Annotated in this window: 21 protein-coding genes and 2 tRNA genes; 9 read left to right on the top strand and 14 right to left on the bottom strand. The window is 69.6% G+C overall.

Features of this window, described 5'->3' with window-relative positions; translation table 11 throughout:
• Window positions 1-51: 51 nt before the first annotated feature.
• The 4 genes from KFLA_RS11300 to KFLA_RS11285 form a co-directional block, all read right to left on the bottom strand.
• On the bottom strand, window positions 52-1,872 hold the full coding sequence (locus tag KFLA_RS11300) for an alpha/beta hydrolase (protein ID WP_148256606.1): 1,821 nt from the start codon (window positions 1,870-1,872) through the stop codon (window positions 52-54).
• A gap of 151 nt (window positions 1,873-2,023) precedes the next feature.
• Window positions 2,024-3,319, bottom strand: a complete 1,296-nt coding sequence (gene clpX / locus KFLA_RS11295) for an ATP-dependent Clp protease ATP-binding subunit ClpX (RefSeq protein ID WP_012919918.1) — start codon at window positions 3,317-3,319, stop codon at window positions 2,024-2,026.
• A 185-nt stretch (window positions 3,320-3,504) separates the two neighbouring features.
• The gene (locus tag KFLA_RS11290) at window positions 3,505-4,116 is read right to left on the bottom strand and encodes an ATP-dependent Clp protease proteolytic subunit (protein WP_012919917.1); all 612 of its coding nucleotides are present in this window, start codon (window positions 4,114-4,116) and stop codon (window positions 3,505-3,507) included.
• Between the two features lie 30 nt (window positions 4,117-4,146).
• The gene (locus tag KFLA_RS11285) at window positions 4,147-4,770 is read right to left on the bottom strand and encodes a ClpP family protease (RefSeq protein WP_012919916.1); all 624 of its coding nucleotides are present in this window, start codon (window positions 4,768-4,770) and stop codon (window positions 4,147-4,149) included.
• A gap of 184 nt (window positions 4,771-4,954) precedes the next feature.
• Here KFLA_RS11285 and KFLA_RS11280 point away from each other — a divergent pair, with 184 nt between their 5' ends.
• The gene (locus KFLA_RS11280) at window positions 4,955-5,941 is read left to right on the top strand and encodes an aldo/keto reductase (protein ID WP_012919915.1); all 987 of its coding nucleotides are present in this window, start codon (window positions 4,955-4,957) and stop codon (window positions 5,939-5,941) included.
• Between the two features lie 96 nt (window positions 5,942-6,037).
• Here KFLA_RS11280 and tig read toward each other — a convergent pair whose 3' ends face one another.
• Window positions 6,038-7,435, bottom strand: a complete 1,398-nt coding sequence (gene tig, locus KFLA_RS11275; RefSeq protein WP_012919914.1) for a trigger factor — start codon at window positions 7,433-7,435, stop codon at window positions 6,038-6,040.
• 76 nt (window positions 7,436-7,511) lie between these two features.
• Window positions 7,512-7,584: transfer RNA gene (locus KFLA_RS11270), tRNA-Pro, on the bottom strand.
• Window positions 7,585-7,751: 167 nt separating this feature from the next.
• Here KFLA_RS11270 and KFLA_RS11265 point away from each other — a divergent pair.
• Window positions 7,752-7,822, top strand: a tRNA-Gly gene (locus KFLA_RS11265).
• Window positions 7,823-8,658: 836 nt separating this feature from the next.
• A complete protein-coding gene (locus KFLA_RS11255) occupies window positions 8,659-9,321 on the top strand; it encodes a 2'-5' RNA ligase family protein (protein WP_012919912.1) in 663 nt (220 codons plus the stop codon).
• Window positions 9,322-9,441: 120 nt separating this feature from the next.
• Here the strand turns inward: KFLA_RS11255 and KFLA_RS11250 are convergent, their stop codons facing one another.
• Both KFLA_RS11250 and KFLA_RS11245 read right to left on the bottom strand, forming a co-directional pair.
• The gene (locus KFLA_RS11250) at window positions 9,442-9,900 is read right to left on the bottom strand and encodes a hypothetical protein (protein WP_148256605.1); all 459 of its coding nucleotides are present in this window, start codon (window positions 9,898-9,900) and stop codon (window positions 9,442-9,444) included.
• Between the two features lie 146 nt (window positions 9,901-10,046).
• Window positions 10,047-10,406, bottom strand: coding sequence for a YciI family protein (locus KFLA_RS11245; RefSeq protein ID WP_012919910.1), 360 nt, complete (start codon window positions 10,404-10,406; stop codon window positions 10,047-10,049).
• Window positions 10,407-10,729: 323 nt separating this feature from the next.
• Between KFLA_RS11245 and KFLA_RS11240 the strand changes: the two genes are divergently transcribed.
• Window positions 10,730-11,170: a hypothetical protein gene (locus KFLA_RS11240; RefSeq protein ID WP_012919909.1), complete on the top strand. Its 441-nt coding sequence runs from the start codon at window positions 10,730-10,732 to the stop codon at window positions 11,168-11,170.
• 290 nt (window positions 11,171-11,460) lie between these two features.
• On the opposite strand, the gene KFLA_RS11230 is transcribed toward KFLA_RS11240, so the two are convergent.
• Window positions 11,461-12,426, bottom strand: coding sequence for a hypothetical protein (locus KFLA_RS11230; RefSeq protein WP_012919907.1), 966 nt, complete (start codon window positions 12,424-12,426; stop codon window positions 11,461-11,463).
• A 214-nt stretch (window positions 12,427-12,640) separates the two neighbouring features.
• On the opposite strand from KFLA_RS11230, the gene KFLA_RS11225 reads away from it, so the two are divergent.
• The gene (locus tag KFLA_RS11225; protein ID WP_012919906.1) at window positions 12,641-13,399 is read left to right on the top strand and encodes a DinB family protein; all 759 of its coding nucleotides are present in this window, start codon (window positions 12,641-12,643) and stop codon (window positions 13,397-13,399) included.
• Between the two features lie 351 nt (window positions 13,400-13,750).
• On the opposite strand, the gene KFLA_RS11215 is transcribed toward KFLA_RS11225, so the two are convergent.
• From KFLA_RS11215 to KFLA_RS11205, 3 genes are all read right to left on the bottom strand, one after another.
• A complete protein-coding gene (locus tag KFLA_RS11215; protein ID WP_012919905.1) occupies window positions 13,751-14,458 on the bottom strand; it encodes a class I SAM-dependent methyltransferase in 708 nt (235 codons plus the stop codon).
• Window positions 14,455-14,955 carry an NUDIX hydrolase gene (locus KFLA_RS35495; protein ID WP_012919904.1) on the bottom strand — a complete coding sequence of 167 codons (501 nt, stop codon included), beginning with the start codon at window positions 14,953-14,955 and terminating at the stop codon, window positions 14,455-14,457. Before KFLA_RS35495 ends, KFLA_RS11215 begins: the two co-directional genes overlap by 4 nt.
• 102 nt (window positions 14,956-15,057) lie before the next feature.
• Window positions 15,058-15,873 carry a class I SAM-dependent methyltransferase gene (locus KFLA_RS11205; RefSeq protein ID WP_012919903.1) on the bottom strand — a complete coding sequence of 272 codons (816 nt, stop codon included), beginning with the start codon at window positions 15,871-15,873 and terminating at the stop codon, window positions 15,058-15,060.
• 166 nt (window positions 15,874-16,039) lie between these two features.
• Between KFLA_RS11205 and KFLA_RS11200 the strand changes: the two genes are divergently transcribed.
• From KFLA_RS11200 to KFLA_RS11190, 3 genes are all read left to right on the top strand, one after another.
• Window positions 16,040-16,312 carry a hypothetical protein gene (locus KFLA_RS11200; RefSeq protein WP_148256604.1) on the top strand — a complete coding sequence of 91 codons (273 nt, stop codon included), beginning with the start codon at window positions 16,040-16,042 and terminating at the stop codon, window positions 16,310-16,312.
• 307 nt (window positions 16,313-16,619) lie between these two features.
• Entirely contained in the window at window positions 16,620-18,284 is a 1,665-nt protein-coding gene (locus tag KFLA_RS11195) for an ABC transporter ATP-binding protein (protein ID WP_148256603.1), read from the top strand.
• A gap of 97 nt (window positions 18,285-18,381) precedes the next feature.
• On the top strand, window positions 18,382-20,286 hold the full coding sequence (locus KFLA_RS11190) for an ABC transporter ATP-binding protein (protein WP_012919900.1): 1,905 nt from the start codon (window positions 18,382-18,384) through the stop codon (window positions 20,284-20,286).
• Window positions 20,287-20,356: 70 nt separating this feature from the next.
• Here the strand turns inward: KFLA_RS11190 and KFLA_RS11185 are convergent, their stop codons facing one another.
• Together KFLA_RS11185 and KFLA_RS11180 are read right to left on the bottom strand one after the other, a co-directional pair.
• A complete protein-coding gene (locus KFLA_RS11185) occupies window positions 20,357-21,331 on the bottom strand; it encodes a quinone oxidoreductase family protein (protein ID WP_012919899.1) in 975 nt (324 codons plus the stop codon).
• A complete protein-coding gene (locus KFLA_RS11180) occupies window positions 21,328-22,317 on the bottom strand; it encodes a Gfo/Idh/MocA family protein (protein ID WP_012919898.1) in 990 nt (329 codons plus the stop codon). The genes KFLA_RS11185 and KFLA_RS11180 overlap by 4 nt, the downstream gene beginning before the upstream one ends.
• Before the next feature lie 50 nt (window positions 22,318-22,367).
• On the opposite strand from KFLA_RS11180, the gene KFLA_RS11175 reads away from it, so the two are divergent.
• Entirely contained in the window at window positions 22,368-23,288 is a 921-nt protein-coding gene (locus KFLA_RS11175) for a LysR family transcriptional regulator (RefSeq protein WP_012919897.1), read from the top strand.
• Window positions 23,289-23,342: the final 54 nt, after the last annotated feature.

Here is a 23,342-nt window from a genome sequence, read left to right as displayed (position 1 = left end):
GAAAGCGACGAAGGCCGCCGGCCCCGGAAGGGACCGACGGCCTTCAGCGGTTCAGAGGCCCCAGCGGCTCAGCGCCGGCACCGTGACACGAGTCTTCGCCTCACGCGCGCTCGCCGGCGGCTCGAACGGCTTGCGGTCCTGGGTGCAGGTCGAGTTGTCGGCCGGTGCCTTCAGACCGACCAGGTACGCGGTGATCATCGCGTCCGCGCAACTGCTCTTGCCGATGGTCGCGTGGCCGTAGCCCTCGACCGTGACCATGCGCGCGTCCGGGTAGAGGTCGGCGTACGGACGGGTCGCCCGGTACGGCGTGGCCGGGTCGTAGCGGGTGCCGAAGACCAGCACCGGCGCCTTCACCGACAACTTCCACGGACCGAGGAACGCGTCGCCGTCGCGGACCGGCATGAACTCGCAGGTCTGGCCGACCCAGGTCCGCATCCGGCCGAAGTGCGGAGCGCGGCGGTCCGCCTCGTCGGCGAACTGCTGGTACGCCAGCGGCTGCCCGCTGTGCCGGGCCTCGATGCACGGCTGCAGGCTGCTGCCGATCGAGGTGTACTGCTCCTTGCGCCGGTTCCACTCGATCAGCGCCTGCGGGACGGCGGCAACCTTCGCGGTACGGACCGGAGCGGCAAGCTGCGCCAGCAGACCGGCGAGGTCCGTCCACCCGGCCGCGTCGTAGAGGCTGAAGAAGATCACCTGGACGGCGACCTGGTAGGTCACCTTCAGCGTGGTCCCATCGCCCAGCGGTACGTCGACCGGGTGGGTCTTGAGCCGTTCGAGCAGCGCCTCCGTCACCGTCGACGGATCGCCGAGCTGGGCCAGCGGGCACCGGGCCGCACCGGCTTTCTTGCACTCGGCAAGGAACTGGGCGAACGTCTCCGCTCCACCCTCGCCCTGCCGGAGCCGCACGCCGACCGGCCGGCGGTCGCCGTCCGAACCGGAGTACCACTCGGGACTCAGCGTCCCGTCCAGCACGAGCGCGCGGACCTTGCTCGGGAAGAGCTTGGCGTACGTCGCGCCCAGGTACGTGCCGTACGAGTAGCCGGCGTAGCTCAGCTTGTCGTCGCCGACGGCCCGGCGGAGTACGTCCAGGTCGCGGGCGACGTTCGCCGTGGAGTAGTGCTTCAGGCGGTCCGGCGAGGTCGTCAGGCAGCCGGCCGCCAGCTTCAGGTTCGATCGCGTGTACGCCGCGGTCTCGGCGGGCGTCAGCGGGAACGGCGGCACGCCCTGGAAGACGGCCGCCTCCTCGGCGGCGGTCGGGAAGCAGAGCACCGGGTCGGACTTGCCGACACCGCGCGGGTCGAAGCCGAGGATGTCGAACCGGGCCCGCACCTGCGGGGTGTAGGCGACCTGCGCCGCCTGCTGGACGAAGTCGACGCCGGGACCACCAGGTCCGCCCGGGTTGGTGAACAGCGTGCCGATCTTCCGCGCCGGGTCGGACGCGGGCAGCCGGGTCAGCGCGATCGTGGTCGTCGCGCCCCGGGGACGGTCGTAGTCGGTCGGCACCTCGACCGTCGCGCACTGGAACTTGGCCAACGCCGGTGCGCTGCCGCAACTCTTCCACGCGATCTTCGGCACGGCGACGCGCGCGGCCTTCGCGGCTTCCCGCCGGGCAAGCGCCTCATCGCGCCCCCGCAGCGCGGCCGAAGCCCCGGTCACAGCCTGCGCGGCGACGCGGTCCTGCACGCCCGACGCGGCGGCGCGGTCTTGCACGCCCGGCGCGGCGCTGCGGTCCTGCGTGCTCGGCACGGAGGTCTGCCCGGCGTACGCCGTACCGCCCGGTCCCGCGGCCGCGGCGACGATCGGCGCGGCGGCTGGTACGGCCATGGTGGCGGCGAGTGCCAGGGTCAGAGTCGTCCTGGTTGTTCTTCGCACGGTTCTCCCTCACTGGTCGGCGGGTACGGAGCGGCACCCGCAGCACCGACGCTACGAGGCCCGGCCCTCCGCAGGCGTCCACCACAAGAAGGAGGCCGGTATCCGCCTCGCAGCGGATACCGGCCTCCTCACCGAACTGACGAACCAGCCCTCAGGCGGTCTTCTCGCGTCGCTCCCGCTTGCGCTCGATCTGGTCCCGCGGGATCAGCGTCGGGTTGACGTTCTCGAGCACGACCTCGCCGGTGACGACGACCTTCGCCACGTCCTCCCGGCTCGGCACCTCGTACATCACGTTCAGCAGGACTTCTTCCATGATCGCGCGCAGCCCGCGAGCGCCGGTGCCCCGCAGCAGTGCCTGGTCGGCGATCGCCTCGACCGCGTCCTCGCTGAACTCCAGCTCGACGTTGTCGATCTCGAACAGCCGCCGGTACTGCTTGACCAGCGCGTTCTTCGGCTCCGAGAGGATCTTGATCAGCGCGTCCCGGTCCAGCGGGGACACGGTGGTGATCACCGGGAGCCGGCCGATGAACTCCGGGATCAGGCCGAACTTCAGCAGGTCCTCGGGCATCACGTCCGAGTAGCCGCTGACCTCCTTCGGCTTCTCCGGCTCACGCGAGGTGTTGAAGCCGAGCGTCTTCTTGCCGACCCGCTGCTCCACCATGTGGTCCAGGCCGGCGAACGCGCCACCGACGATGAACAGCACGTTGGTGGTGTCGATCTGGATGAACTCCTGGTGCGGGTGCTTGCGACCGCCCTGCGGCGGCACCGAGGCCGTCGTTCCTTCGAGGATCTTCAGCAGCGCCTGCTGCACACCCTCGCCGGACACGTCCCGGGTGATCGACGGGTTCTCGCTCTTGCGGGCGATCTTGTCGACCTCGTCGATGTAGATGATGCCGGTCTCGGCCTTCTTGACGTCGTAGTCGGCCGCCTGGATCAGCTTGAGCAGGATGTTCTCGACGTCCTCGCCGACGTAGCCGGCCTCGGTCAGCGCGGTCGCGTCCGCGATGGCGAACGGGACGTTCAGCATCCGGGCGAGCGTCTGGGCCAGGTACGTCTTGCCGCAGCCCGTCGGGCCGATCAGCAGGATGTTCGACTTGGCCAACTCGACTGCCTCGTCCTTCGCGTGCCGGCCGGCGCTCGAGGTGCCCTGACCGTCACGGACCCGCTTGTAGTGGTTGTACACCGCCACCGCGAGCGCCTTCTTCGCCACGTCCTGTCCGACGACGTACGCGTTGAGGAAGTCGTAGATCTCCCGGGGCTTGGGCAGCTCCGTCAGACCGACCTCGGAGCCCTCGTTCAGCTCCTCCTCGATGATCTCGTTGCAGAGATCGATGCATTCGTCGCAGATGTAGACGCCGGGACCGGCGATCAGCTTCTTGACCTGCTTTTGGCTCTTACCGCAGAACGAGCACTTCAGCAGGTCGCCGCCGTCACCTATGCGTGCCACCGGGACAGATCCCTTCTCTGAGCAGTCGAACCGGGCCGGGAACTCACAGGGCCCGGATCCCGTTTTCGACGGTACCGCGCCAAGGGCCGAAACGCCGTGCCGCCCGCCGCGTTGGAACTACGCCGGTGGCGAACGCACAGTCGCTTGACAGCCCTCGACGGGCACCGCCGAAGCGGGGTGATCGGTCAGACGCCGGCCGGGACCGGGGTCTTCAGGGTCTGCAGCACGTCGTCGATCAAGCCGTACTCGATCGCCTGGTCGGCGGTCAGGAACTTGTCCCGCTCGATGTCGCGGGACACCTCCTCGTGCGACTTGCCGCTGGCCTCGGCCAGCATCTTCTCCAGCAGGGCGCGCAGGCGCAGGATCTCGTTCGCCTGGATCTCGATGTCGCTGGACTGCCCGTAGGTGCCCTCGGTGGCCGGCTGGTGGATGATGATCCGGCTGTTCGGCAGCGCGAGCCGCTTGCCCGGCGTCCCGGCGGCGAGCAGCACGGCCGCGGCGGAGGCCGCCTGGCCGAGGCAGACCGTCTGCACGTCCGGCTTGATGTAGCGGATCGTGTCGTAGATCGCGGTCAGCGCGGTGAACGAACCACCCGGCGAGTTGATGTAGATGCTGATGTCGCGGTCGGAGTCCATCGACTGCAGGCACAGCAGCTGCGCCATCACGGCGTTCGCGATCTCGTCGGTGATCGGCGTGCCGAGGAAGATGATCCGGTCCTCGAACAGCTTGGTGTAGGGGTCGATCCGGCGCATGCCGTACGACGTGCGCTCCTCCCACTGCGGGATGAAGTAGTTCATGCTCGTGTCCTTACCTGGCTGAGTGGGAGATCAGGAGTTCGGGCTGCCGCTGCTGAGCTGGGCGGCACTGGCCACGACGTGGTCGATGAAGCCGTACTCCTTGGCCTGGTCGGCGGTGAACCAGCGGTCGCGGTCGGCGTCGTTCTCCACCTGCTCCAGGGCCTGGCCGGTGTGCTCGGCGATCAGCTTGAACAGCTGGGCCTTGATGTGCAGCGACTGCTGGGCCTGGATCTTGATGTCCGAGGCCGTACCACCCATGCCGCCGGACGGCTGGTGCATCATGATCCGGGCGTGCGGCAGGGCGAAGCGCTTGTTCTTCGCACCGGCGCAGAGCAGGAACTGACCCATCGACGCGGCCAGGCCCATACCGACCGTGGCGACGTCGTTGGAGATGTACTGCATGGTGTCGTAGATCGCCATGCCCGCGTCGACCGAACCACCCGGCGAGTTGATGTACAGCCAGATGTCCTTGTTGGGGTCCTCGGCGTTGAGGAGCAGCATCTGAGCACAGATCGCGTTCGCGTTGTCGTCGCGAACCTCGGACCCCAGGAAGATGATCCGGCTGCTCAGCAGGCGCTGGTAGATGTGGTCGTCGAGTCCGCCGGAACCGTTGCCGCCCGCGGCGGTGGGGCTGGCTGCAAATGTCTCGTTCACGAAGCCGACATTACTGGGCGGCGGCGACAGACCTAAGGCCGGTCGGCAAGTGTTCGCTCACGGCGCACCCTGTCTGCCCTGAGCGAATTCCTGCCGGTCCGCCGGTACGCCGCCCGCCGGGTGCGCCCGGCGTACCGGGAACGAGGCTTGACCTAGAGCGCGGTCTAGCCGGTTGCCTGGCGGCATGCGCTATCTGACACTGGGAACGGATCCCGCCCGCAGCCGCCGGGTGAGCCGGCTCGCGCTCGGCGCGATGCTGATGGGCACCCGCACCGACGAGTCGACGTCGTACGCGATCCTCGACCGCTACGTCGAGGCGGGCGGCAGCTTCATCGACACATCCAACAACTACGCCTTCTGGATCAACGGCACGCAGGGCGGTGAGAGCGAGCAGCTCCTCGGCCGCTGGCTCCGCAGCCGCGGCCTGGGCGACGAGGTCGCGATCGCGACCAAGGTCGGTGGGCGACCGCCGCGGCCGGCCAAGCAGCTCTCCGAGGACCTCGAAGGGCTCGCGCCGGAGGTGATCAAGGAGTCGGCCGCGCGCAGCCTGGAGAATCTGGGACGCGATCGGCTCGACGTCTACTACGCCCACATCCCCGACCCGGCGGTACCGCTGGCGGCCCAGGTCGAGGCGTTCGGCACGCTCGCCGCCGAGGGGACGGTCGGACTGGTGGGCCTGAGCAACCACTGGGCCTGGCAGGTGGAGCGGGCCCGTAGCCTCGCGGCGCAGGCCGGTCTGCCCGCTTGCGAGGTGCTGCAGTACCACCACACCTACTTCCGGGCACGCACCGACCAGGCTGGGCTGCGCTCGCGGGACGGGAGCATCGGTGTCACCGATGGTCACCTGCTCAGCTATCTGCGGGCCGAGCCCGGCTTGGCCTTGGTGGCCTACACGCCGTTGCTGAGCGGTGCCTATGTGCGCGCTGATCGGCCGCTGAGCGACGTGCACGACCACGCCGGCACCCGGGCGCGGCGGGTAGTGCTGGACGAGGTGGTTCGCGAGACGGGCGCGACGCCGAACCAGGTTGTGCTGGCCTGGCTGATGGGTGGCGAGCTGCCGATCATTCCGCTGGTCGGCGCGTCGTCGGTGGCGCAGCTCGACGAGAGCCTCGGCGCGGTCGATCTCGAGCTGACCCCGGACCAGCGCCGGCGCCTGGACGCAGCCGACTGACCTCCGATCCCGGCAGCACCCGTACGGCGTACGCAGCGACGCCCCGGATCCGAGGGGATCCGGGGCGTCGCCGGTGGTTCGTCAGGTGCGAGGCGTTCAGGCCTTCGCGGGCTCCTCAGCCGGGGTCTCCGCCTCGGCGTCGGTCGCGGCGTCCGCCGCCGGGTCGGCGTACGAGCCGTCCGGGAGCAGCGTCTTCAGCTCGACCTCGTTGCCGGAGGCGTCGGTGATCTTCGCGTTCTCGACCAGGTAGGCCAGCGCCTTGCCGCGCACGACCTCGGACACCAGGCTCGGCACCAGGTTGTTCTCGACCGCGTGCTGGGCGAACTGGTCCGGGCTCACGCCGGAGCGCTGCGCGTGCCGCACGATGTGCTCGGTCAGCTCCTGGTCGTTCACGCTCAGGTCCTGCTTCTCGGCGACCAGGTCGAGCACGAACTGCGCCTTGATCGCGTCCTCGGAGCGCTTCTTCAGGTCCTCGTCGAACTCTTCCTGGGTCTGCTCCTCGCTCTCCAGGAACTGCTCGAAGGTCATCCCGGAGTAGCCGAGCTGCTGCTCGAGGTTCTCCCGGCGGGCGGCGACCTCGTCGGTCAGCAGGCCCTCGGGCACCGGCACCTCGACCAGGGTGAGAATCTTCTCCAGCACCGCGTCGCGGGCGTCGCCGGCCTGCTCGAGCCGCTTGCCGCGCTCCAGCCGGGTCCGGACGTCGGCCTTGAGCTCCTCGGCCGTGTCGAACTCCGACGCGGTCTGCGCGAAGTCGTCGTCGAACTCCGGCAGCTCCTGCTCCTTGACCGCCGTCACGGTCACCTCGACGTCGACGTCCTCGCCCTTGAGCGCGCCGCCGACCAGCTGGGTGACGAAGGTCTTCGACTCACCCGCGGTCAGGCCGAGCACGGCCTCGTCCAGGCCGTCGAGCAGCTGACCGCTGCCGACCTGGTACGACAGGCCGGTCGCCTGCGCCTCCTCGATCTTCTCGCCGTCCTTGGTGGCGGACAGGTCGAGGGTGATGAAGTCCTTGTCGGCGACCGCGCGCTCGACCGGGTTCAGCGAGCCGAACCGCTGCCGCAGCGCGTCGATCTGCTCCTCGATCTCGTCGTCGCTGATCGCGATGTCCTCGACCGAGGCCTCCAGGCCGTCCAGATCGGGCAGCTCGATCTCCGGCCGCACCTCGACCTCGGCGGAGAACTGCAGGTTCTCCTTGTCGTTGAACTCGGTCACGTCGACCTCGGGCCGGCCGATCGCCTTGACCTGGTTGTCCTGCACCGCCTGCGAGTACAGCTTCGGCAGCGCGTCGTTGATCGCCTCCTCCAGCACCGGGGCCCGGCCGACGCGCTGGTCGATGACCTGCGGGGGAACCTTGCCCTTGCGGAAGCCCGGGACGACGATCTGCTGGGCGATGCTCTGGTACGCCGCGTCGAGGCTCGGCTTGAGCTCCTCGAACGGCACCTCGACGATGAGCCGGACCTTGGTCGGGCTCAAGGACTCGACGGTGCTCTTCACGGTGGCGGTTCTCCTTGGTCGATGACGATCACGGCAGGCCCGAAACAGGCCACGCCGCAGGTGCTGCAGGGGTTTGTCGGGGCGACAGGACTCGAACCTGCGGTCTCCTGCTCCCAAAGCAGGCGCGCTAGCCACTACGCTACGCCCCGCAGTGACCGAACGAGTCTAGTGGACGCGAGGTAGTGCTCGCTCCCCCACCCTGCCTTTCGACCCTACTGCGCCCACCCCAGCCCTTCGACCCCACGCTCCCGGAACCCGTTTTGAGCCCGCCCCCGCGATGTGGAATCATGTCCGAGCGCCCCCCAACCGGGCGTCCGCGGGTGTAGCTCAATGGTAGAGCCCCAGTCTTCCAAACTGGCTACGCGAGTTCGATTCTCGTCACCCGCTCGAACGACAGAGGCCCAGGTCAGAGGCAACAACCTCCAGCCTGGGCCTTTCGCTCGCGTGGGCCGCTCCCCACCTCGTGCAATTAGCGTGCAATTAGCCGGTCGGCACCAGCAGCCCGGCCGCACCATCGTCGTCATCGGTCGTGCCCTCAGTGATGGCCTTGATCTGGCGTTCAACTAGCTCGTTGAGCCAGTTGGCAGCTATCAGGAGTGCGGGGCAGGTGTGGTGCGCTGGCACGCTTCGCCTCGATCCCTCACCCGCATACTTGGGGGCGTGGCGGACGAACCAACCCAGCGTCGGCAGGACCTCGGAGCCGACAGAGGCGATGTGGTCTTCGGCCTGGCGCTCTTCGGTGTGCTTCTTGTCGTCGCCGCAATCACAGCGGATGTCGACACGGCAGCCGGTCTACTGATCTTGGTGGTTGGGGCATTCGGATGTCTGGTCCTGATCGTCGCGCTAGTTCGGCGCAGTCTCAGGCGGGGGCTATCAGACGCCGCGCGCTGGTCATTCGGCTTCGTGGGTCGCTGGTTCTCCTTCTGGTAACTGTGACCTCTACGTGCCCTAACCGGTGGTCGTCGGCGGTCGCTCGCGGGGTGTTGTGGGCATAGGTTTCAGGTGTGGAGAGCCCATCCGCGCGGGCAGTCGGCCGGGCTTCCACACTGGCTACGCGAGTTCAATTCTCGTCACCCGCTCCAGCCTGAGGGGCCACCGTCGCCGGTGGCCGGCCCTTTCTCATCTCGATCCAGCCTTGTACGACCGTGCCGTCGCACCGGCTCCGCCGCCATCGCCGTCCGGCGTGTCCCACCCAAGCTGTTGACCGCGGTGGAACATGCGACATGGCCTCTGCTCCCGAATGGACGTTCCGCCACGCCGACCAGCTCGCCGACCACTGGTGGTGGCGGCCCGGCTGGAAGGTCGGCACGCGGTTCTACACCTGGCACATCAATGTCTTCGAGGACGCCACTCCACTCCACCGGCTGGCCGCCAGCTACCAGGCCCAACTGTCGACCGTGCCGGGACTCGACATGATCCCGCAGCAGTGGCTGCACCTGACCATGCAAGGCGTCGGATTCGTCGAGGACGTGTCGACCGTCCAGGTAGACGCGCTCCTGGACGCCGCCCACTCCCGGCTCGCCGAGGCGGAACCGGTCAAGGTGCGATTTCAGCGGCCAGTCATGCGCCCGGAGGCGATCGCCCTTCCGTCGGACCCGGTGGAGCCCGTCCAGCAGATCCGGCACACCGTACGAGCCGCAATCGCCGATGTGCTCGGACCGGACGGAGCACCGGACAATGCCGACGGCTACCAGCCACACATCAGCCTTGCGTACGTCAGCACCTCTCAGCCTGCTGCCACCGCGCTCGACGCGATCAACCGCGTCACAGCCGACCCGGCCGACCTGACGATCAACGCCGTCTCGCTCATCGAGATGCACCGCGACAACCGCATGTACGAGTGGCGGACCGTTGAAGCCGTGCCGCTCGGTCACTCTGCACTGTGATCCGCCAATAGACCCTTGACGGATGTCGCCAGCTGATCTGCTGCAGGTCTAGGAGCTTGCCGACCGATGAGCCGTGCGAGGTAGCGCAAGGATCCTGCCGATCACCGAATGCGCCCCTGTTCAGTCGAACCAATTGAAAAGGAGGTCGCCGACCGTCGTCGGACCGTGATACAGGACGTCTTTCCTCCGACTCTCTGGCAGAGCGTGAAGGTCGGCCTCGCTGATCTCCGCTGCCAGTTGAGTTGCGCTCGCAACGCGCAAACCGTGCGCTTCGAATACTTCAGGGCTGGGAACCACGCGGAATCTCAGCGGACCGAACTCGGGCACATTCTCGTGTTCGGACGCGGCGACGAGACCGATCGCTGCGTTCAAGAGAAGGCGAAGGGTCGAGTCACTGGACAGCTGAACGCGAACCCCGTAGTAGTTCCAGCCCGGCCCGGGCATTCGCACTTCTCCTACGAGCTGCGTGCCGCTCGGCTGCCTCCGGATCCACTGGTGCACCGCAAATATCCATGTCCGGGCGGCCTCGGCATCGACTGAGCCGTCGATGCTCTCCGGTGTTACATCCGTAACCGTCATATCGGAAGCGTGTCACCCACTCAGGCAGCGAGAGCCCCGCCAGCCGCAGCTCCGCAGCAAAGGCCCAGGTCAGAGGCGCCGGCCGCCGACCTGGCCTTTGGGCGCGTGGCCACCTTCCAGCCTCGTACGGCTACGCGGCGGTGGAGTCACTCCACCTTGGGTTGGGGCTTGAAGCGGCGGATCTCGTGGGGCCAGCCGCAGGCCTCGGCGATTTTGCCGGCCCACAGCTTGGCGGTTTCGTCGTCGGGCACGTCGACGAGAGCGAAGCCGCCCAGGAACTCCTTGCTCTCGACGTACGGTCCGTCGGTGATCAGCACCTCGCCACTGGTGGGGTCGGCGCTGTAGATGGGGCCGTCCTCCTCCTCCAGCCCGCCGGCGAAGACGTAGACGCCGGCGTCCTTCATCTCGTTCACGACCGCCATGGCGAGCGGCCCGCGGCCGCGGTACCACTCCTCGGGGTGGTCACCGACCCACTGCTGGTTGAAGTAGATGAGGTACTCGGGCATGTCTGCTCCTTCGGCTCGAGCGGACCCGCTGTCCGCCTCCACCCACGCTACGAACGGCGTCCGGGGATTCCGACAGGCTCTCCGCGGAACTTTCGCGGACCTCGGCCGCTCGGCGTTTGCAAACCCCCGGCCCCGTTCGCGCGGACCGTGCGCCACGTGCCAGGCTCTGCGGCGTGAGTCATCGAGCGTTCTCGGCGCGGGCGCGGCTAGTCGTGTCTCGTTTGGCGGAGCGTGCCGGGGTGCTGTGCGCAGTCGCGCTCTCGGTGTTCGCCGTACTGGCCGGCTGTGCGTCGACGCCGGCAGGCCCGAGTGAAAGAGCTGCCATGGACGAAGCACCCGCGCGTTTCACGATCGTGCCTGACGACTACCACGTGCCGTACGCCGGAACCGCCGGGGACGGCCGGAGGTTCTTCCTGAGCGACGAGCTGTTCGTGCCAGGGGGGTCGGCGTACGTCGGGGTGTTCCTGTGGAAGGCCGACGGCACGTTCGATGAGGTGAGGGTCGACGAGGTCGTGCGGCCTGCGGGACTGCCGCCTGGACAGGCGGCCCCGGCTGACGCGGACCAACTGGTTGCTGCGCGGCTCGCCCAGCTCGGCGATTACGTGCTGGAGCCGATCGAGGTCGAGCCGTTCACTAAGACGGTTCGCGGCGTGACGTTCGGCTTCGCGGTCACTCAATTCGAAGGCATGTACTCGATCAACGTCGAGCCGGGAGACTTCATCGCGTACTACGCCCCGTGGGACGGGCTCGAGTACGACACGTAGAGCGCGGCGCTGTCGGGCGAGGGTCAGGTGGGTGCGGGGACCCAGCACAGGCAGAACGGGTGGCCGGCTGCGCGCAGGCCTGCCGCGACGACAGCGGGAATGAGCGGGAGGTAGAACCCCAGCACGGCGGCGCGGGTGCCGGTTTCAGTTGGGGCGCCGAGTGAGTGCAGCGCCAACGCGATACCCGTCAACCAGCAGGCGGCCATCCCGATGATCGCGGCCGCTGCCACTTCGAGCCGCCACAGGCTTGGACGCGGTAGTGCTCGTCGTGCGTCGCGCAGGTTTCGACGTCAGCCGCGGGCGGCGTACCAGCGCAGGACGCGGAGGGCTCGGAGGGTGTTCCAGCGGCTGGGATGGCCTACTTGCTCGGTCAGGTCGACCGGCATGGTTCCGGGGTAGCGGGTTTGCAGGGGCCAGCGGCCGGTGGAGTCGCGGTGGGAGGTGACGAGGTCGACGGCTTCGGCGGCGCGGGGGTCGGGGTTGGTGCCGGTGGTGCGGAGGTACTCGAGGCCTCGGAGTACGTCGTAGTGCCACCACGCCGGGAACGCGAACTGGGTCCAGCTCGTGCCGCCCTTGCGGTCGCGTTCGATCAGCTCGCCGGTCGAGCGGCGGCAGAGTCGGCGGGTCAGGAGGTACTCGTCGCCGCGCAGCCTGGCCTCGCTCACGGTTGGGGTGGCGCCTTGAGTTCGCTCCCACTCCAGGAGTGCCTCCAGGACGCAGATGGTGGTGTTGAACGAAGAGCGGGTGGCGCCGTTCTCGCGTTCGCAGTTCCAGCCGCCGTCGGGGAGTTGCTCGCCGAGCAGCCGGTCGATCAGCCCGCTGACGTCCTGGCCGAAGTACGCGCCGACTGCGGCGACCTGGCCGTTGATGCAGGGCTCGACCTCGCCTTCGAAGAAGCGGTTGGCGTCACGCTCCGGCGGGCCGGTTCCCCGCCAGGTCACGTTCTCGCGGACCCGGTCGATCGCCGTGCGCGCCGGGGCGCCGTCGGGGTCCAGGCCGAAGTCGCGCAGGAGCATGAGGGCGTGCATGGTCGAGTCCCAGCCGCGGTTCCACGCCGTACCGGCCCAGGTGCCGTCATCGCCTTGCAGGCCGAGCAGTTGCGCCCCAAAACCCTCCGTCGCGACCAACGCCCGCTCGGCCGTGACCGCCTCCTCGGTCGCTCCTGCCACATCGCGCATGACCTGCCAGCGCACGGAGGGATCGGAATCGAGCAGCCACTCCACCACCGACGCATCCACGTCTGACTTGATGCTCACTGCCACGCTCCTACGAACGAAAGTTGCCGCGTCCACTCAGCATCGCAGAGCCCGTACGTCGTACCGCACGTGGTGCTCGATCAGCACGGCGACGATCACCGCCGCGGCAGGGTTCTTCCCGCTGACCCTCGTGCACCGGGCCGGCTACCCTTCCGCGCCGCGGCCGAGGGCTGCATGATCGGACTTCCTGGAGGCGGCTCGACGAGGAGAACTGATGGCGACTTTCACCCGGTCCGACAACCTGCGCGGAGCGGAGTTCGTCGACGCGGACCTGCGCGGCGCCCGGTTCGTCGGGGCCGACCTGACCGGCGTCGTGATGCGCGGCGTCGAGATCCGGGACGCCGAGATCGACGCGCCCTGGCTGTCCGACGGTCCGAACCACCTGCGCGTCAACGACGTCGACGTGGTCCCGTTCGTCGAGGCCGAGCTCGACCGCCGCTTCCCCGGCCGCGCCGACCGGCGGGCCACCGATCCGGACGGACTGCGCGCGGCCTGGGCAGCCCTCGAACGCACCTGGGCCGCCACCTTGGAACGCGTCGCGACGATGCCCGCCGGCACGGTGGACGAGTCGGTTGCCGGCGAGTGGTCGTTCGCGCAGACACTGCGGCACCTGGTGCTCGCCACGGACCTGTGGTTGGGTTACGCGGTTCTGCAGATCGAGCGGCCGTTCCACCCGTTGGGGCTGATGGGTACCGGCGCCGAGGAGGACGGCTTCGACAGGTCGGTGTTCACGACGACCACCCCGTCGTACGCCGAGGTGCTGGAAGCTCGCGCGAGCCGGGTCGCCATGGTGCGCGACTTCCTGGCCACGGTGACGGCCGACGACCTCGCGACGCCCCGCAAGAACCCGTGGGCTCCGGCGCACCCGGAATCCACCCTCTCCTGCCTGCACGTCGTGCTCGAAGAGGAATGGGAGCACCACCGCTACGCCGTACGGGACCTTGCCGCCCTCGAGTCGGCGCGCGGCGTCTGAACCGTCGATCCCGGCCGACGGCACCCGCGGCGACCACGAGCTCATCGGCGTCGCCGGCGGCCGGAGGTCGCGAACCAACGCTCCAGGTGCTCCGTCGCTTCCGTTCCGCTACCGGGGTGAGGACGTGGCCGAACTGGGCGAAGGCGACGATCGGGGTCCAGCGGGTCCGGCCTGATCGGGCGGTCCGTCGCGCACCCGGGAGCGGGGGGGATCGCCCCTGCGGGGAGATTGTTGCCTCGAACCACCCTTTGAAGCCGAAGCCGGCCAGCGCGACGCCGGGGAGCAGGTTGGCGAGGCGGGTGACCAGCAACGGTCGGAGCTCCACGCGACGATCGTGCCGGGTCGCCGGGGTCAGGTGGTGCAGTGGGCGCGGAGGTACAGGAGGCAGGGAACCTCGCGCCAGACGGGGGTGTCGAGGGATGGTTCGGCCATGCGGTCGATGGTCAGGCCGGCGGCGGTGAGGGTGTTCACGTACGTGCTGAGGGTGCGGTGGTAGGCGCCGACGGGCAGGGGGTTGCGGTGCTTGCCGGGGCCGTCCCAGTAGCCCTCGGCGAAGTAGCGGCCGACGGTACGGCGTACGGACTGGTCGACGTGGTCGACGATCTCGCCGGTGGCGGGAGTCTTGAAGCACGGGTGGGTGATCGAGAGCACGAACCAGCCGTGCGGCCGCAGGATCCGGGCGACGGAGCCGAGGGCGGCGGCGAGGTCGGGGATGTCCATCAGCGCCATGTGGCAGACGGCGCCGTCGAACGACTCGTCGGCGAGACCGTCCAGGGTGTGGGCGTCGCCGTGGTGGTAGACGATGCCGAGCGGGTCGGTCTCCTCGTGCTGCCTGGCGATCGCCAGCAGGTTCCCGGAGGCGTCGAGGCCGGTGACGTCGGCGCCCTGCGTCGCGAGGTAGCGCGCCTCCCGGCCCTGGCCGCAGGCGACCACCGCGACCTTCTGGCCGGCCACGTCGCCGACGAGCTCGGCGAAGGTCGGATCGTCCAGCACGGCACCGGCCCCGACCCACTCGTCGTAGTCGTCCGCCACGTCGTCGTACGCCGAACTGAGCGTCATCCTCGTTCTCCTTCGTCGATGCTGCTCCAGGCCTGTACGCCGTCGTCGTCGGCGCGGGCGAAGGTCCAGGGCGTCGGGTCGGTCGCGGGATCGTCCAGGTATGCCGCGGCCGGCACGCTGATCGGCGGGTACGGGACCTGCCGCACCAGCCGAGCCGCCTCCTCCAGCGGGAACCATCGGACCTCGAGCACCGAACCGTCGGGGTCGTCGACGGCAAAGTGTGGAACGGGTGCTTCGACTGCGTAGTTCCAGGACCGCGAGAGTGTCTGCTGCCGGCAGATGACGGTCGTCGTCCAGATCAGGGCGAGGTCGTGCTCGGCGACACGCAGGCCGGTCTCCTCGCGCAGTTCCCGGACGGCGCCTGCGGTCGGCGACTCCCGCGGCTCGACGGCACCGCTCGGTAGGTTCCAGTAAGGCTGGCCCCAGGCGTCGTACTGCTCGCGGACGAGGGCGACCTGGTTCTCGTACCGCGCGACGACTCCGGCGTACCGCTGCATCGGGTGAGGTTATCCCGGCGATTGCCGCTTGCGCCGGTGTCTGCGGAGGCGCCGCCAGTCGCGGGTGGAGACGAGAGCCGAGGATCCGAGCTCGGCGAGAACTTACCGTTGGTCGCGGCGGAAGAGGGCGGTGAGGAGGAAGGGTTCGCCGAAGTACGGGGAGGTCGGGGATTCGTCGTGCATGGGGCGGAGTTCGCGCTCGGTGAGGTCGGAGAAGATCCAGCGCAGGTTGTCGGGCGTGTAGGCGAGGCCGCCGTGGAGCTGGGACTGGCGGTAGTAGTCGACGTCGTCGAGCTCGGAGCCCATCCGGCCGGCGGCGAACGTGGTGAGCGCGAGGTGACCGCCGGGGGCGAGGACGCGGTCGAGCAGGGCGAGGTAGCTGATCCGGCGGTGGGGCGGGAGGTGGTGGAAGCAGCCGGAGTCGTAAATCAGGTCGTACGGGCCGGTGAGCTGGTCGTTGGGCAGGGCAAAGGCGTCGCCGCAGTGGAAGGTGATGGTGGCGCCGGCGTCGCGGGCCCGGTCCTCGCCCCAGGCGATCGCGGTCGGCGAGAGGTCGACGGCATCCACCTCGAAGCCTGCGGCGGCGAGATGCAGGGCGTTTCGGCCGGGGCCGCAGCCGAGGTCGAGGGCGCGCGCGGGCGCGGCGGCGTCGCGCTGCTCCGGCGCGCTCGACGGCGTGCGGTCCAGCGCAACCTCGGCGTCGGACTGCGGTCGAGTGGGAGTGACCAGCCCCCTGGACAGATACCCGACGAGGTTCTCGTCCGGTTTGGCGACGAAGAACGGGATCGGCCGGTCGCGGTCGGCGTAGAAGGCATCCCACCAGGACGCGCCGTCGGTGGTCCACCGGTTGGCCTCGGGGGGCAAGAGGGTGTCGAGCAGTTCGAGGACGTCGTCGATCGTGCGGATGGTGCGATCCATCCAGTCACCTTCTCAGGCCGGCGGCACCAGCTGGTCCGGTCGTACGCGGAAGATCTTGCGAATTCGCGCGGGCACAGCAGGGTGCATTCGTGGGGATCGGACGCATACTCGGAGGAGGGGAAAGGCGGGGGACATGAAGGCGAGACATCGGGGGCACGGCGGGGTCGTGCAGGTAGGGACTGACGGGGACTGGCGGTACACGCCGGTGGGGACGGTGGCGTTCTTCGGGGTGCCGGTGATCGCGGCGTGGGCGGCGTGGAGGCTGGACGAGTCGTTCGGCATGGTGGCGCGGGTGCTGTGGGCGTTGCCGGCGGTGCTGCTCGTCGCGGTGGCGGTGGCGCTGACGTTGCACGCCGGGCGCAGCCGAGGCCGGCGGCGGCTCGTCGGGAGAGCGATCGGAGCCGAGCAGCGGGGCGTACCGATCCATCACAAGTCGTAATGACTGTGAGCCCCGTCACCGCACGGGGCCCGAACCCGGTCATTGCAGGAAGCGGCAGTTACATCACCCGGTGATGCAATTTCCGGGACATCCGCCCAGCCCTGGGCGATACTGGAAATCGCGCCGTTTTCCGGTCGCCACCCACCCACAGCCGAGCATGTTGGGAAGTGCGCCCCTCCAGATGCCCTCAGAGCACCCTGCCCAAGCGCCGTCGATCGCTCCCCCTTCCTCCCGCGCCCCCGCCCGCAGCCGTAACCTGTGGCGGCTCCGGCCCTACCTCCGGCCCCACCGCAAGCGCCTGGTGATCATGTTCTCCACGGCCATTCTCGGGGTCGGCGTCAGCTTGACCGTCCCCCTGGTCACCCGGGCCATCATCGACGGACCGGTCACCCGCCGCGAGCTCGACCTGCTGGTCCCGCTCGCCTTTCTCGCCCTCGGGCTCAGCATCAGCGAGGTCCTGCTGGTGTGGATGCGCCGCTGGGCCCAGTCCCGGGCCGTCAGCGACCTCGAGGCCACCCTCCGGCACGACCTGTACGTCCGGCTGCAGTCGCTGCCGATGGAGTTCCACAACCGCTGGCAGAGCGGTCAGCTGCTCAGCCGGGTCACCGTCGACCTGTCCACGATCCGCCGGTTCATGGGCTTCGGCCTGCTGTTCCTGGTGATCAACATCCTCCAGCTGGTGCTCGTCACGATCCTGCTGCTGCGGCTGTACTGGCCGCTCGGCGTGGTGGTGCTGGTCGCCGCGGTGCCGATCATCGTGGTGTCGCTGAAGTTCGAGAAGAAGTACCTGGCGATCTCCCGCCGGGTCCAGGACCAGCAGGGCGACCTGGCCACCCGGATCGAGGAGTCCGCGCTCGGCTTCCGGGTGATCAAGGCATTCGGCCGCCGCGAGCACGTGAAGCGTCAGTTCGACGACGGCGCGGTACAGCTGTACGGGACCTCGATCGAGAAGGTCCGGCTGGCGTCGCGGTTCTGGACCTTCCTGGAAGTGGTCCCCAACCTCACCCTGGTGGTCGTGCTGCTGCTCGGCGCGCTCGCCGTCGGCCGGGAGGCGATCACGCTGGGCACCCTGGTCGCGTTCATCACCTTGATGCTGTCGCTGATCTGGCCGGTCCAGTCGCTCGGCACCATTCTGGCGATGGCGCAGGAGGCGATGACCTCGGCGGACCGGATCAGCGAGATCCTGGACACCCGGTCGTCCATCGTCTCCGGCCCGGAGCAGCTGGAGAACCCCCGCGGTCACCTCCGGTTCGAGAACGTCAGCTTCCGGTTCACGCCGGACTCCGCCGACGTGCTGCACGACATCAACCTCGACCTCACCCCCGGTACGACGCTGGCGCTGGTCGGCGCGACCGGGTCCGGCAAGACCACGCTGACCGCGCTGGTCCCCCGCCTGTACGACGTGACCGGCGGCCGGATCACCATCGACGGCCACGACGTCCGCGACCTCGACCTGCAGTCCCTGCGCAGCGCGGTCGCGTCGGCCTTCGACGACCCCACGCTGTTCTCGATGTCGGTCCGGGAAAACCTCGCCCTGGGCCGGCCGGACGCCACCGACGCCGAGATCCAGCAGGCGCTGGAGATCGCCCAGGCGACGTTCGCGAACGACCTGCCCTGGGGTCTGGACACCCGGGTCGGTGAGCAGGGCATGTCGCTGTCCGGTGGCCAGCGGCAACGGCTCGCGCTGGCCCGGGCGGTGCTCGCGCAGCCGGCCGTGCTGGTGCTCGACGACACCCTGTCCGCGCTCGACGTCCACACCGAGGCCCTGGTCGAGGAGGCGCTGCGCAACGTGCTCGCCGCGACCACCGGCATCGTGGTGGCGCACCGGGCGTCCACGGTGATGCTGGCCGACCAGGTCGCGCTGCTGGAGAACGGGACGATCACGCACGTCGGCACGCACGGCGAGCTGCTCGCCACCGTCCCGGCGTACCGGCAGTTGCTGGCCGCAGAAGAGGAAGAGGTGCACGCATGACTGTGCACATTGCCGCGCCTCCGGCACGGCGGGTCACGAGCCTCAACTCCCGGCCTTCCCTCGTCGCTCCGCTCCTCAGTCCAGGCCGGGAGGCCTCATGACCGAGCAACCACCTCAACCTCAGGAGCCCGAGTCCGAACCGGGCGCCAGACCGGGGTCCCGGCACGGGACCCAGACGATCGACCGGGAGGAGTCCTGGCGCGGGTACGCCGAGCAGTCCGACGACGAGTTGTCCCGGGCAACGACCTTGCGGCTCAAGGAGCAGTCCCGGGCGTTGCTCGGCGAGCTGCTGCGCCCGTACCACAAGCTGATCTGGATCCTGGTCGGCATCGTCGTGGTGGAGAACGCGGCCCGGCTCGCGGTGCCGTACCTGGTTCACCTCGGCATCGACCACGGCATCCCGCCGATCCTCGCCGGTGAGGGCAGCACGACGCTGCTCACGGTGGTCGGCGCGGTGTTCGCGTCGGCGGTGATCCAGGCGTTCGCCCGGCAGGTGTTCCTGATGCGGGCCGGCCGGCTCGGTCAGACCATCCTGCTCGGGCTGCGCCGCCGGGTGTTCGACCACTTCCAGCGGCTGAGCCCGTCGTTCCACGACCGGTACACCTCGGGCCGGGTGATCTCCCGGCTGACCTCGGACGTGGACGTCATCGACGAGATGCTGGAGACCGGGTTCGACGGTCTGGTGACGGCGCTGCTGACCCTGGTCGGTACGGCGGTGCTGCTGCTCACGCTGGATCTCGAGCTCGGCCTGATCGCGCTGCTGTCGTTCCCGGCGCTGTTCTTCCTGACCGCGTGGTTCCGGCGCCGCTCGGCGATCGTCTACCGGCGAACCCGGGAGGCGGTGGCGCTGGTGATCGTGCACTTCGTCGAGTCGATGACCGGAATCCGCGCGGTTCAGGCGTTCCGCCGCGAGCCGCGCAACGAGCAGATCTTCCACGGCGTGAACGACCGCTACCGGGAGGCGAACCTGGAGTCGTTCCGGATCAACGCGATCTTCATGCCGTCGATCAAGGGCGTCGGCAACATCACGATCGTCGCGATCCTGGCGTACGGCGGCTGGCAGGCGTACCACGGGCACGTCACCGTCGGCGTGCTGACCGCGTTCCTGCTCTACCTGCGGCAGTTCTTCGAGCCGCTGCAGGACATCTCGCAGTTCTACAACACCTTCCTGTCCGCGAGCGCCGCGCTGGAGAAGCTGTCCGGCGTGCTCAACGAGACGCCGGACGTGCCGGAGCCGAAGGAACCGGCCAAGCCCACCCGGCACGCCCCCGGGCACCTCGAGCTGCGCGAGGTGAAGTTCTCCTACGTCGACGGGGTGCCGGTGCTGCCCGGGCTCGACCTCGACGTCCCGGCCGGGCAGACCCTCGCCCTGGTCGGTACGACGGGCGCGGGCAAGACCACGATCGCCAAGCTGGTGGCCCGTTTCTACGACCCGACCGGTGGCCAGGTCGTGCTGGACGGGATCGACCTGCGCAAGCTGTCCGAGGACGACCTGCGCGAGCGGGTGGTGATGGTGACGCAGGAGAATTTCCTGTTCACCGGCTCGGTGGCCGACAACATCCGGTTCGGCAAGCCGGACGCGACGATGGACGAGATCGTCGAGGCGGCCAAGGTGATCGGCGCGCACGAGTTCATCGTCCGGCTCCCCGACGGCTACGAGACGGCGGTGGAGAAGCGCGGCAGCCGATTGTCGGCGGGGCAGCGCCAGCTGGTCGCCTTCGCCCGCGCGTTCCTGGCCGACCCGGCGGTGCTGATCCTGGACGAGGCGACCTCGAGCCTGGACATTCCCAGCGAGCGGCTGATCCAGCGCGCGCTGCGCACCATCCTGGCCGACCGCACCGCGATCGTCATCGCCCACCGCCTGTCCACGGTGGAGACCGCCGACCGGGTGATCGTGCTCGAACACGGCCGCATCATCGAGGACGGCCCACCGGAGATCCTGATCGGCGGCGGCGGCCACTACGCCGGCCTCCACCAGGCCTGGCAGGACTCGCTGGCCTGACCCGGTGGATCGATGAACTGCTGAGCAACCAGGCCCCTTCCCGTCGCGCCGGGAAGGGGCCTGGTGCGTCCTAGGGGACGAGCAGGACCTTGCCCACCGTCCGACGCGCCTCCAGGTCGGCGTGGGCCCGAGCGGCCTCTGCGAAGGCGTAGGTTTGCCCGACGTACGGCGTGACGTCCCCGTCGGTGACCCAGCCGAACAGCTCCGTCGCTCGTCTCGGCAGCTCGTCACCGACCACGAAGTCGCGCAGCGTCGGCCGGGTCACGGTCAGCGAGCCGGCCGGCCCGAGCCGGCGCAGGTCGAAGGGCGGGACCGGCCCGCTGGATTGCCCGTACAGCACCAACGTGCCGCGGCGACCGAGACAGCGCAGCGAGTCCTCGAAGGTGGCCCGGCCCACGCTGTCGTAGACCACCGCGGCACCCTGCGCGGATCGGCCACGGCTGGTGCTTTCCTCCCGCACGGCGTCCACCAGGTCCTCGTACGCGACGACCCGGTCGGCGCCGGCCTTGCGGGACAGCTCAGCCTTGTCCGGCGTCGAGACCGTCGTGATCACCCGGGCGCCTCGCACCTTGGCGATCTGCGTCAGCAGCAGGCCGACCCCGCCGGCGCCGGCCAGCACGACGACCAGGTCGCCCGGGCCCACGACGTACGAGTCGGTGGCGAGGTAGTGGGCGGTCAGTCCCTGGGTCGGTAGCGCCGCGGCGAGCTGGTCGGAGATGCCGTCCGGCACGGCGATCAGCCGGTCGGCGGGAATCACCAGCTCCTCGGCGTACGAGCCGGTGATGCCTTGCCAGCAGACGCGGTGGCCCGGAACCCATCCGGTGACGTGGGCGCCGACGTCCACGATCGTGCCGCTGCCCTCGTCGCCGGGGACGTACGGGGTCTTCCGCGGGTAGGCGCCGGTGCGTTCCTGGACGTCGAGATAGTTGACGCCGATCGCCGCGACCCGCACCCGGACCTCGTGCGGCGCCGGCACCGGCGACGGCCGCTCGACGATCCGCAGCATCTCGGCACCACCGTGACCGGCGACCTCGACGACCCTCATCCGTGGACCTCGCCGCGGTGGAACGCCTCGACCACCTGCTGCACCCGGTACGCCGTCGCGAAGTCCGCCAGGTCCGCCGACGCGTCGCCGCGGATCGCCCGGGCGAACAAGGTCAGCCGGGTCGCCTCGTCACCACGAGCCCCGGACAGCGGCACCGGCGCCCACTCATTGCTCTTGGCAACGAAGAGCTCGCTCCAGTCCCGCAGCAGGTACGAGCGACCGGATCCGCGCAGCACCCACTCGTAGCTCTCCGGCCCGGCCGCCTCGGCGACGGCGGTGACCTGCACCGGTACGTCCCCGGCCCGGAACAGTCCGAAGGCCGCCACCTCACTGCGGGTCCGGTCACCCGGCCGGTGCTCGAGGGCCAGGTGGATCGGCGCGAGCGGACCGACCAGCCGATCGGTCAGGTACGCGAAGTGCGAGAAGACCTCGCGGACGAACCCGCCCTGCGCCCGGCCGTCCAGCCAGCCAGCGCCGGCCTGGAACTCCCGGGGCCACCGGGGGAACGTCAGCCTGACCTCGACCGACCGGAGCTCCCCCGCAGCGCCGTCGCGCAGTACGCGTTCCAGGTGCCGCGTCGCGTGCCGGTCGGAGAGGGCGAAGTTGACCGCCGCGGCGGCACCCACGTCAGCAGCCGCCTTCGCCGCCGCCTCGACCATCCGCTCTCCGTCGGCCAGGTCGACGGCGAGCGGCTTCTCGCAGAACACCGAGTGGCCGGCCCGGAACGCCGCCTCGACCAGTTCGGCGTGGGTCGCCGGCGGGGTGGCGATGTAGACGGCGTCGAGGTCGTTCGCGGTGACCACCGAGCCGGCGTCCTCGGTGAACCGGACGCCGGGATGATCCGGCGCGTACCGGGACACCGTCGATGCGTCGAGGTCGGCCGCCGCGACCACCTGGTACGAGCGGTGCGCGGCGGCAACGCGCAGAACTTCGGCGCCCATCGCCCCGAGGCCGACGATGCCGAGGCGCACTGGTGCAGTGGTCATGCCGTCGAGTCTGGGAGGTGTCGGGTCTTCAGTCCATCTACTCTTCTTGGATGGAACCGTTAAGGCCGGACTTCATCGACGACCTCCGTCGTCTGCGCGTGCTGCGGGAGTTCCGGGAACGCGGCACGGTCACGGCGACCGCCGCCGCCCTGCACCTGACCCCGTCCGCGGTCTCGCAGCAACTGGCCGGCTTGGCGCACGACGTCGGGTTCCCCCTCACCCGGCGCGACGGCCGCCGGATCGTGCTGACCGCCCGCGGCCAGACCTTGCTGGCGCACGCCGACGCGGTCTTCGCCCGGCTCGAGCAGGCCCGCCACGACCTGCAGACGTTCGACGAGACGCTGCGCGGCGAACTGACGATCGGCGCCTTCTCCTCGGCGCTGGCCGGGTTGCTGCCCGGCGTACTGGCGTCGTTGCGGGCCGACTTTCCCCAGCTGCAGGTGTCGCTGCGGCAGCTCGAACCACCCGGCCTCTTCGACCTGCTGGACACCGGCCGGGTCGACATCGCCCTGGCCGTCAGCTTCGACGGCTCCCCCGCCACGCGCGACCCGCGCTACCACCGCGTCGAGCTGGGCGCGGACGTGCTCGACGTCGCCCTGCCCGCCGGCCACCCGCTGGCCGCCGAAGCCGCGATCGACCTGCGCGCCCTGGACGACGACCTCTGGATCACCGGTACGCCGGAAGGCTGCTGCGCGGTGATCACCTCGACCGCCTGCGCCGCCGCCGGTTTCGCTCCCCGGGTGGCGCACCGCGTCGACGACTGGCTCGCCGTCACCCAGCTGGTCGCCCAGGGACATGCCGTTGCCCTCGTCCCCCGGCTCGCCCAGCGCGACCTGCCGGCCGGCCTCACGATCCGGCCCGTCCTGGGCGCGAGCCCTCAGCGCCACCTCTTCGCCGCGATCCGCGAGGGCGCCCAGAACTCGCCGCTGCTCGCCACCGCCCTCACCCACCTCAGAAGGGCGGCGACCTGACGGCGTACGGCCCCTCCCTCGGCGCGTTGTCGGTGGCGCTTTGTACGTTGGCGG

The organism is Kribbella flavida DSM 17836 (assembly GCF_000024345.1).
GTDB lineage: Bacteria > Actinomycetota > Actinomycetes > Propionibacteriales > Kribbellaceae > Kribbella > Kribbella flavida.
The sequence above is the reverse complement of the archived record's forward strand: the minus strand, read 5'-3'. Positions and strand labels throughout refer to the sequence as shown.

Excerpts from the sequence above, each read along its gene's own strand:
- KFLA_RS11190 (WP_012919900.1), top strand. The coding sequence starts at position 18,382 with ATGACCGAGCAACCACCTCAACCTCAGGAGCCCGAGTCCGAACCGGGC.
- KFLA_RS11250 (WP_148256605.1), bottom strand. The coding sequence starts at position 9,900 with ATGACGGTTACGGATGTAACACCGGAGAGCATCGACGGCTCAGTCGAT.
- KFLA_RS11225 (WP_012919906.1), top strand. The coding sequence starts at position 12,641 with ATGGCGACTTTCACCCGGTCCGACAACCTGCGCGGAGCGGAGTTCGTC.
- KFLA_RS11240 (WP_012919909.1), top strand. The coding sequence starts at position 10,730 with ATGGACGAAGCACCCGCGCGTTTCACGATCGTGCCTGACGACTACCAC.
- KFLA_RS11290 (WP_012919917.1), bottom strand. The coding sequence starts at position 4,116 with ATGAACTACTTCATCCCGCAGTGGGAGGAGCGCACGTCGTACGGCATG.
- KFLA_RS35495 (WP_012919904.1), bottom strand. The coding sequence starts at position 14,955 with ATGCAGCGGTACGCCGGAGTCGTCGCGCGGTACGAGAACCAGGTCGCC.
- KFLA_RS11280 (WP_012919915.1), top strand. The coding sequence starts at position 4,955 with ATGCGCTATCTGACACTGGGAACGGATCCCGCCCGCAGCCGCCGGGTG.
- KFLA_RS11255 (WP_012919912.1), top strand. The coding sequence starts at position 8,659 with ATGGCCTCTGCTCCCGAATGGACGTTCCGCCACGCCGACCAGCTCGCC.
- KFLA_RS11215 (WP_012919905.1), bottom strand. The coding sequence starts at position 14,458 with ATGACGCTCAGTTCGGCGTACGACGACGTGGCGGACGACTACGACGAG.
- KFLA_RS11180 (WP_012919898.1), bottom strand. The coding sequence starts at position 22,317 with ATGACCACTGCACCAGTGCGCCTCGGCATCGTCGGCCTCGGGGCGATG.
- KFLA_RS11205 (WP_012919903.1), bottom strand. The coding sequence starts at position 15,873 with ATGGATCGCACCATCCGCACGATCGACGACGTCCTCGAACTGCTCGAC.
- KFLA_RS11195 (WP_148256603.1), top strand. The coding sequence starts at position 16,620 with ATGTTCTCCACGGCCATTCTCGGGGTCGGCGTCAGCTTGACCGTCCCC.
- KFLA_RS11245 (WP_012919910.1), bottom strand. The coding sequence starts at position 10,406 with ATGCCCGAGTACCTCATCTACTTCAACCAGCAGTGGGTCGGTGACCAC.
- KFLA_RS11175 (WP_012919897.1), top strand. The coding sequence starts at position 22,368 with ATGGAACCGTTAAGGCCGGACTTCATCGACGACCTCCGTCGTCTGCGC.
- KFLA_RS11185 (WP_012919899.1), bottom strand. The coding sequence starts at position 21,331 with ATGAGGGTCGTCGAGGTCGCCGGTCACGGTGGTGCCGAGATGCTGCGG.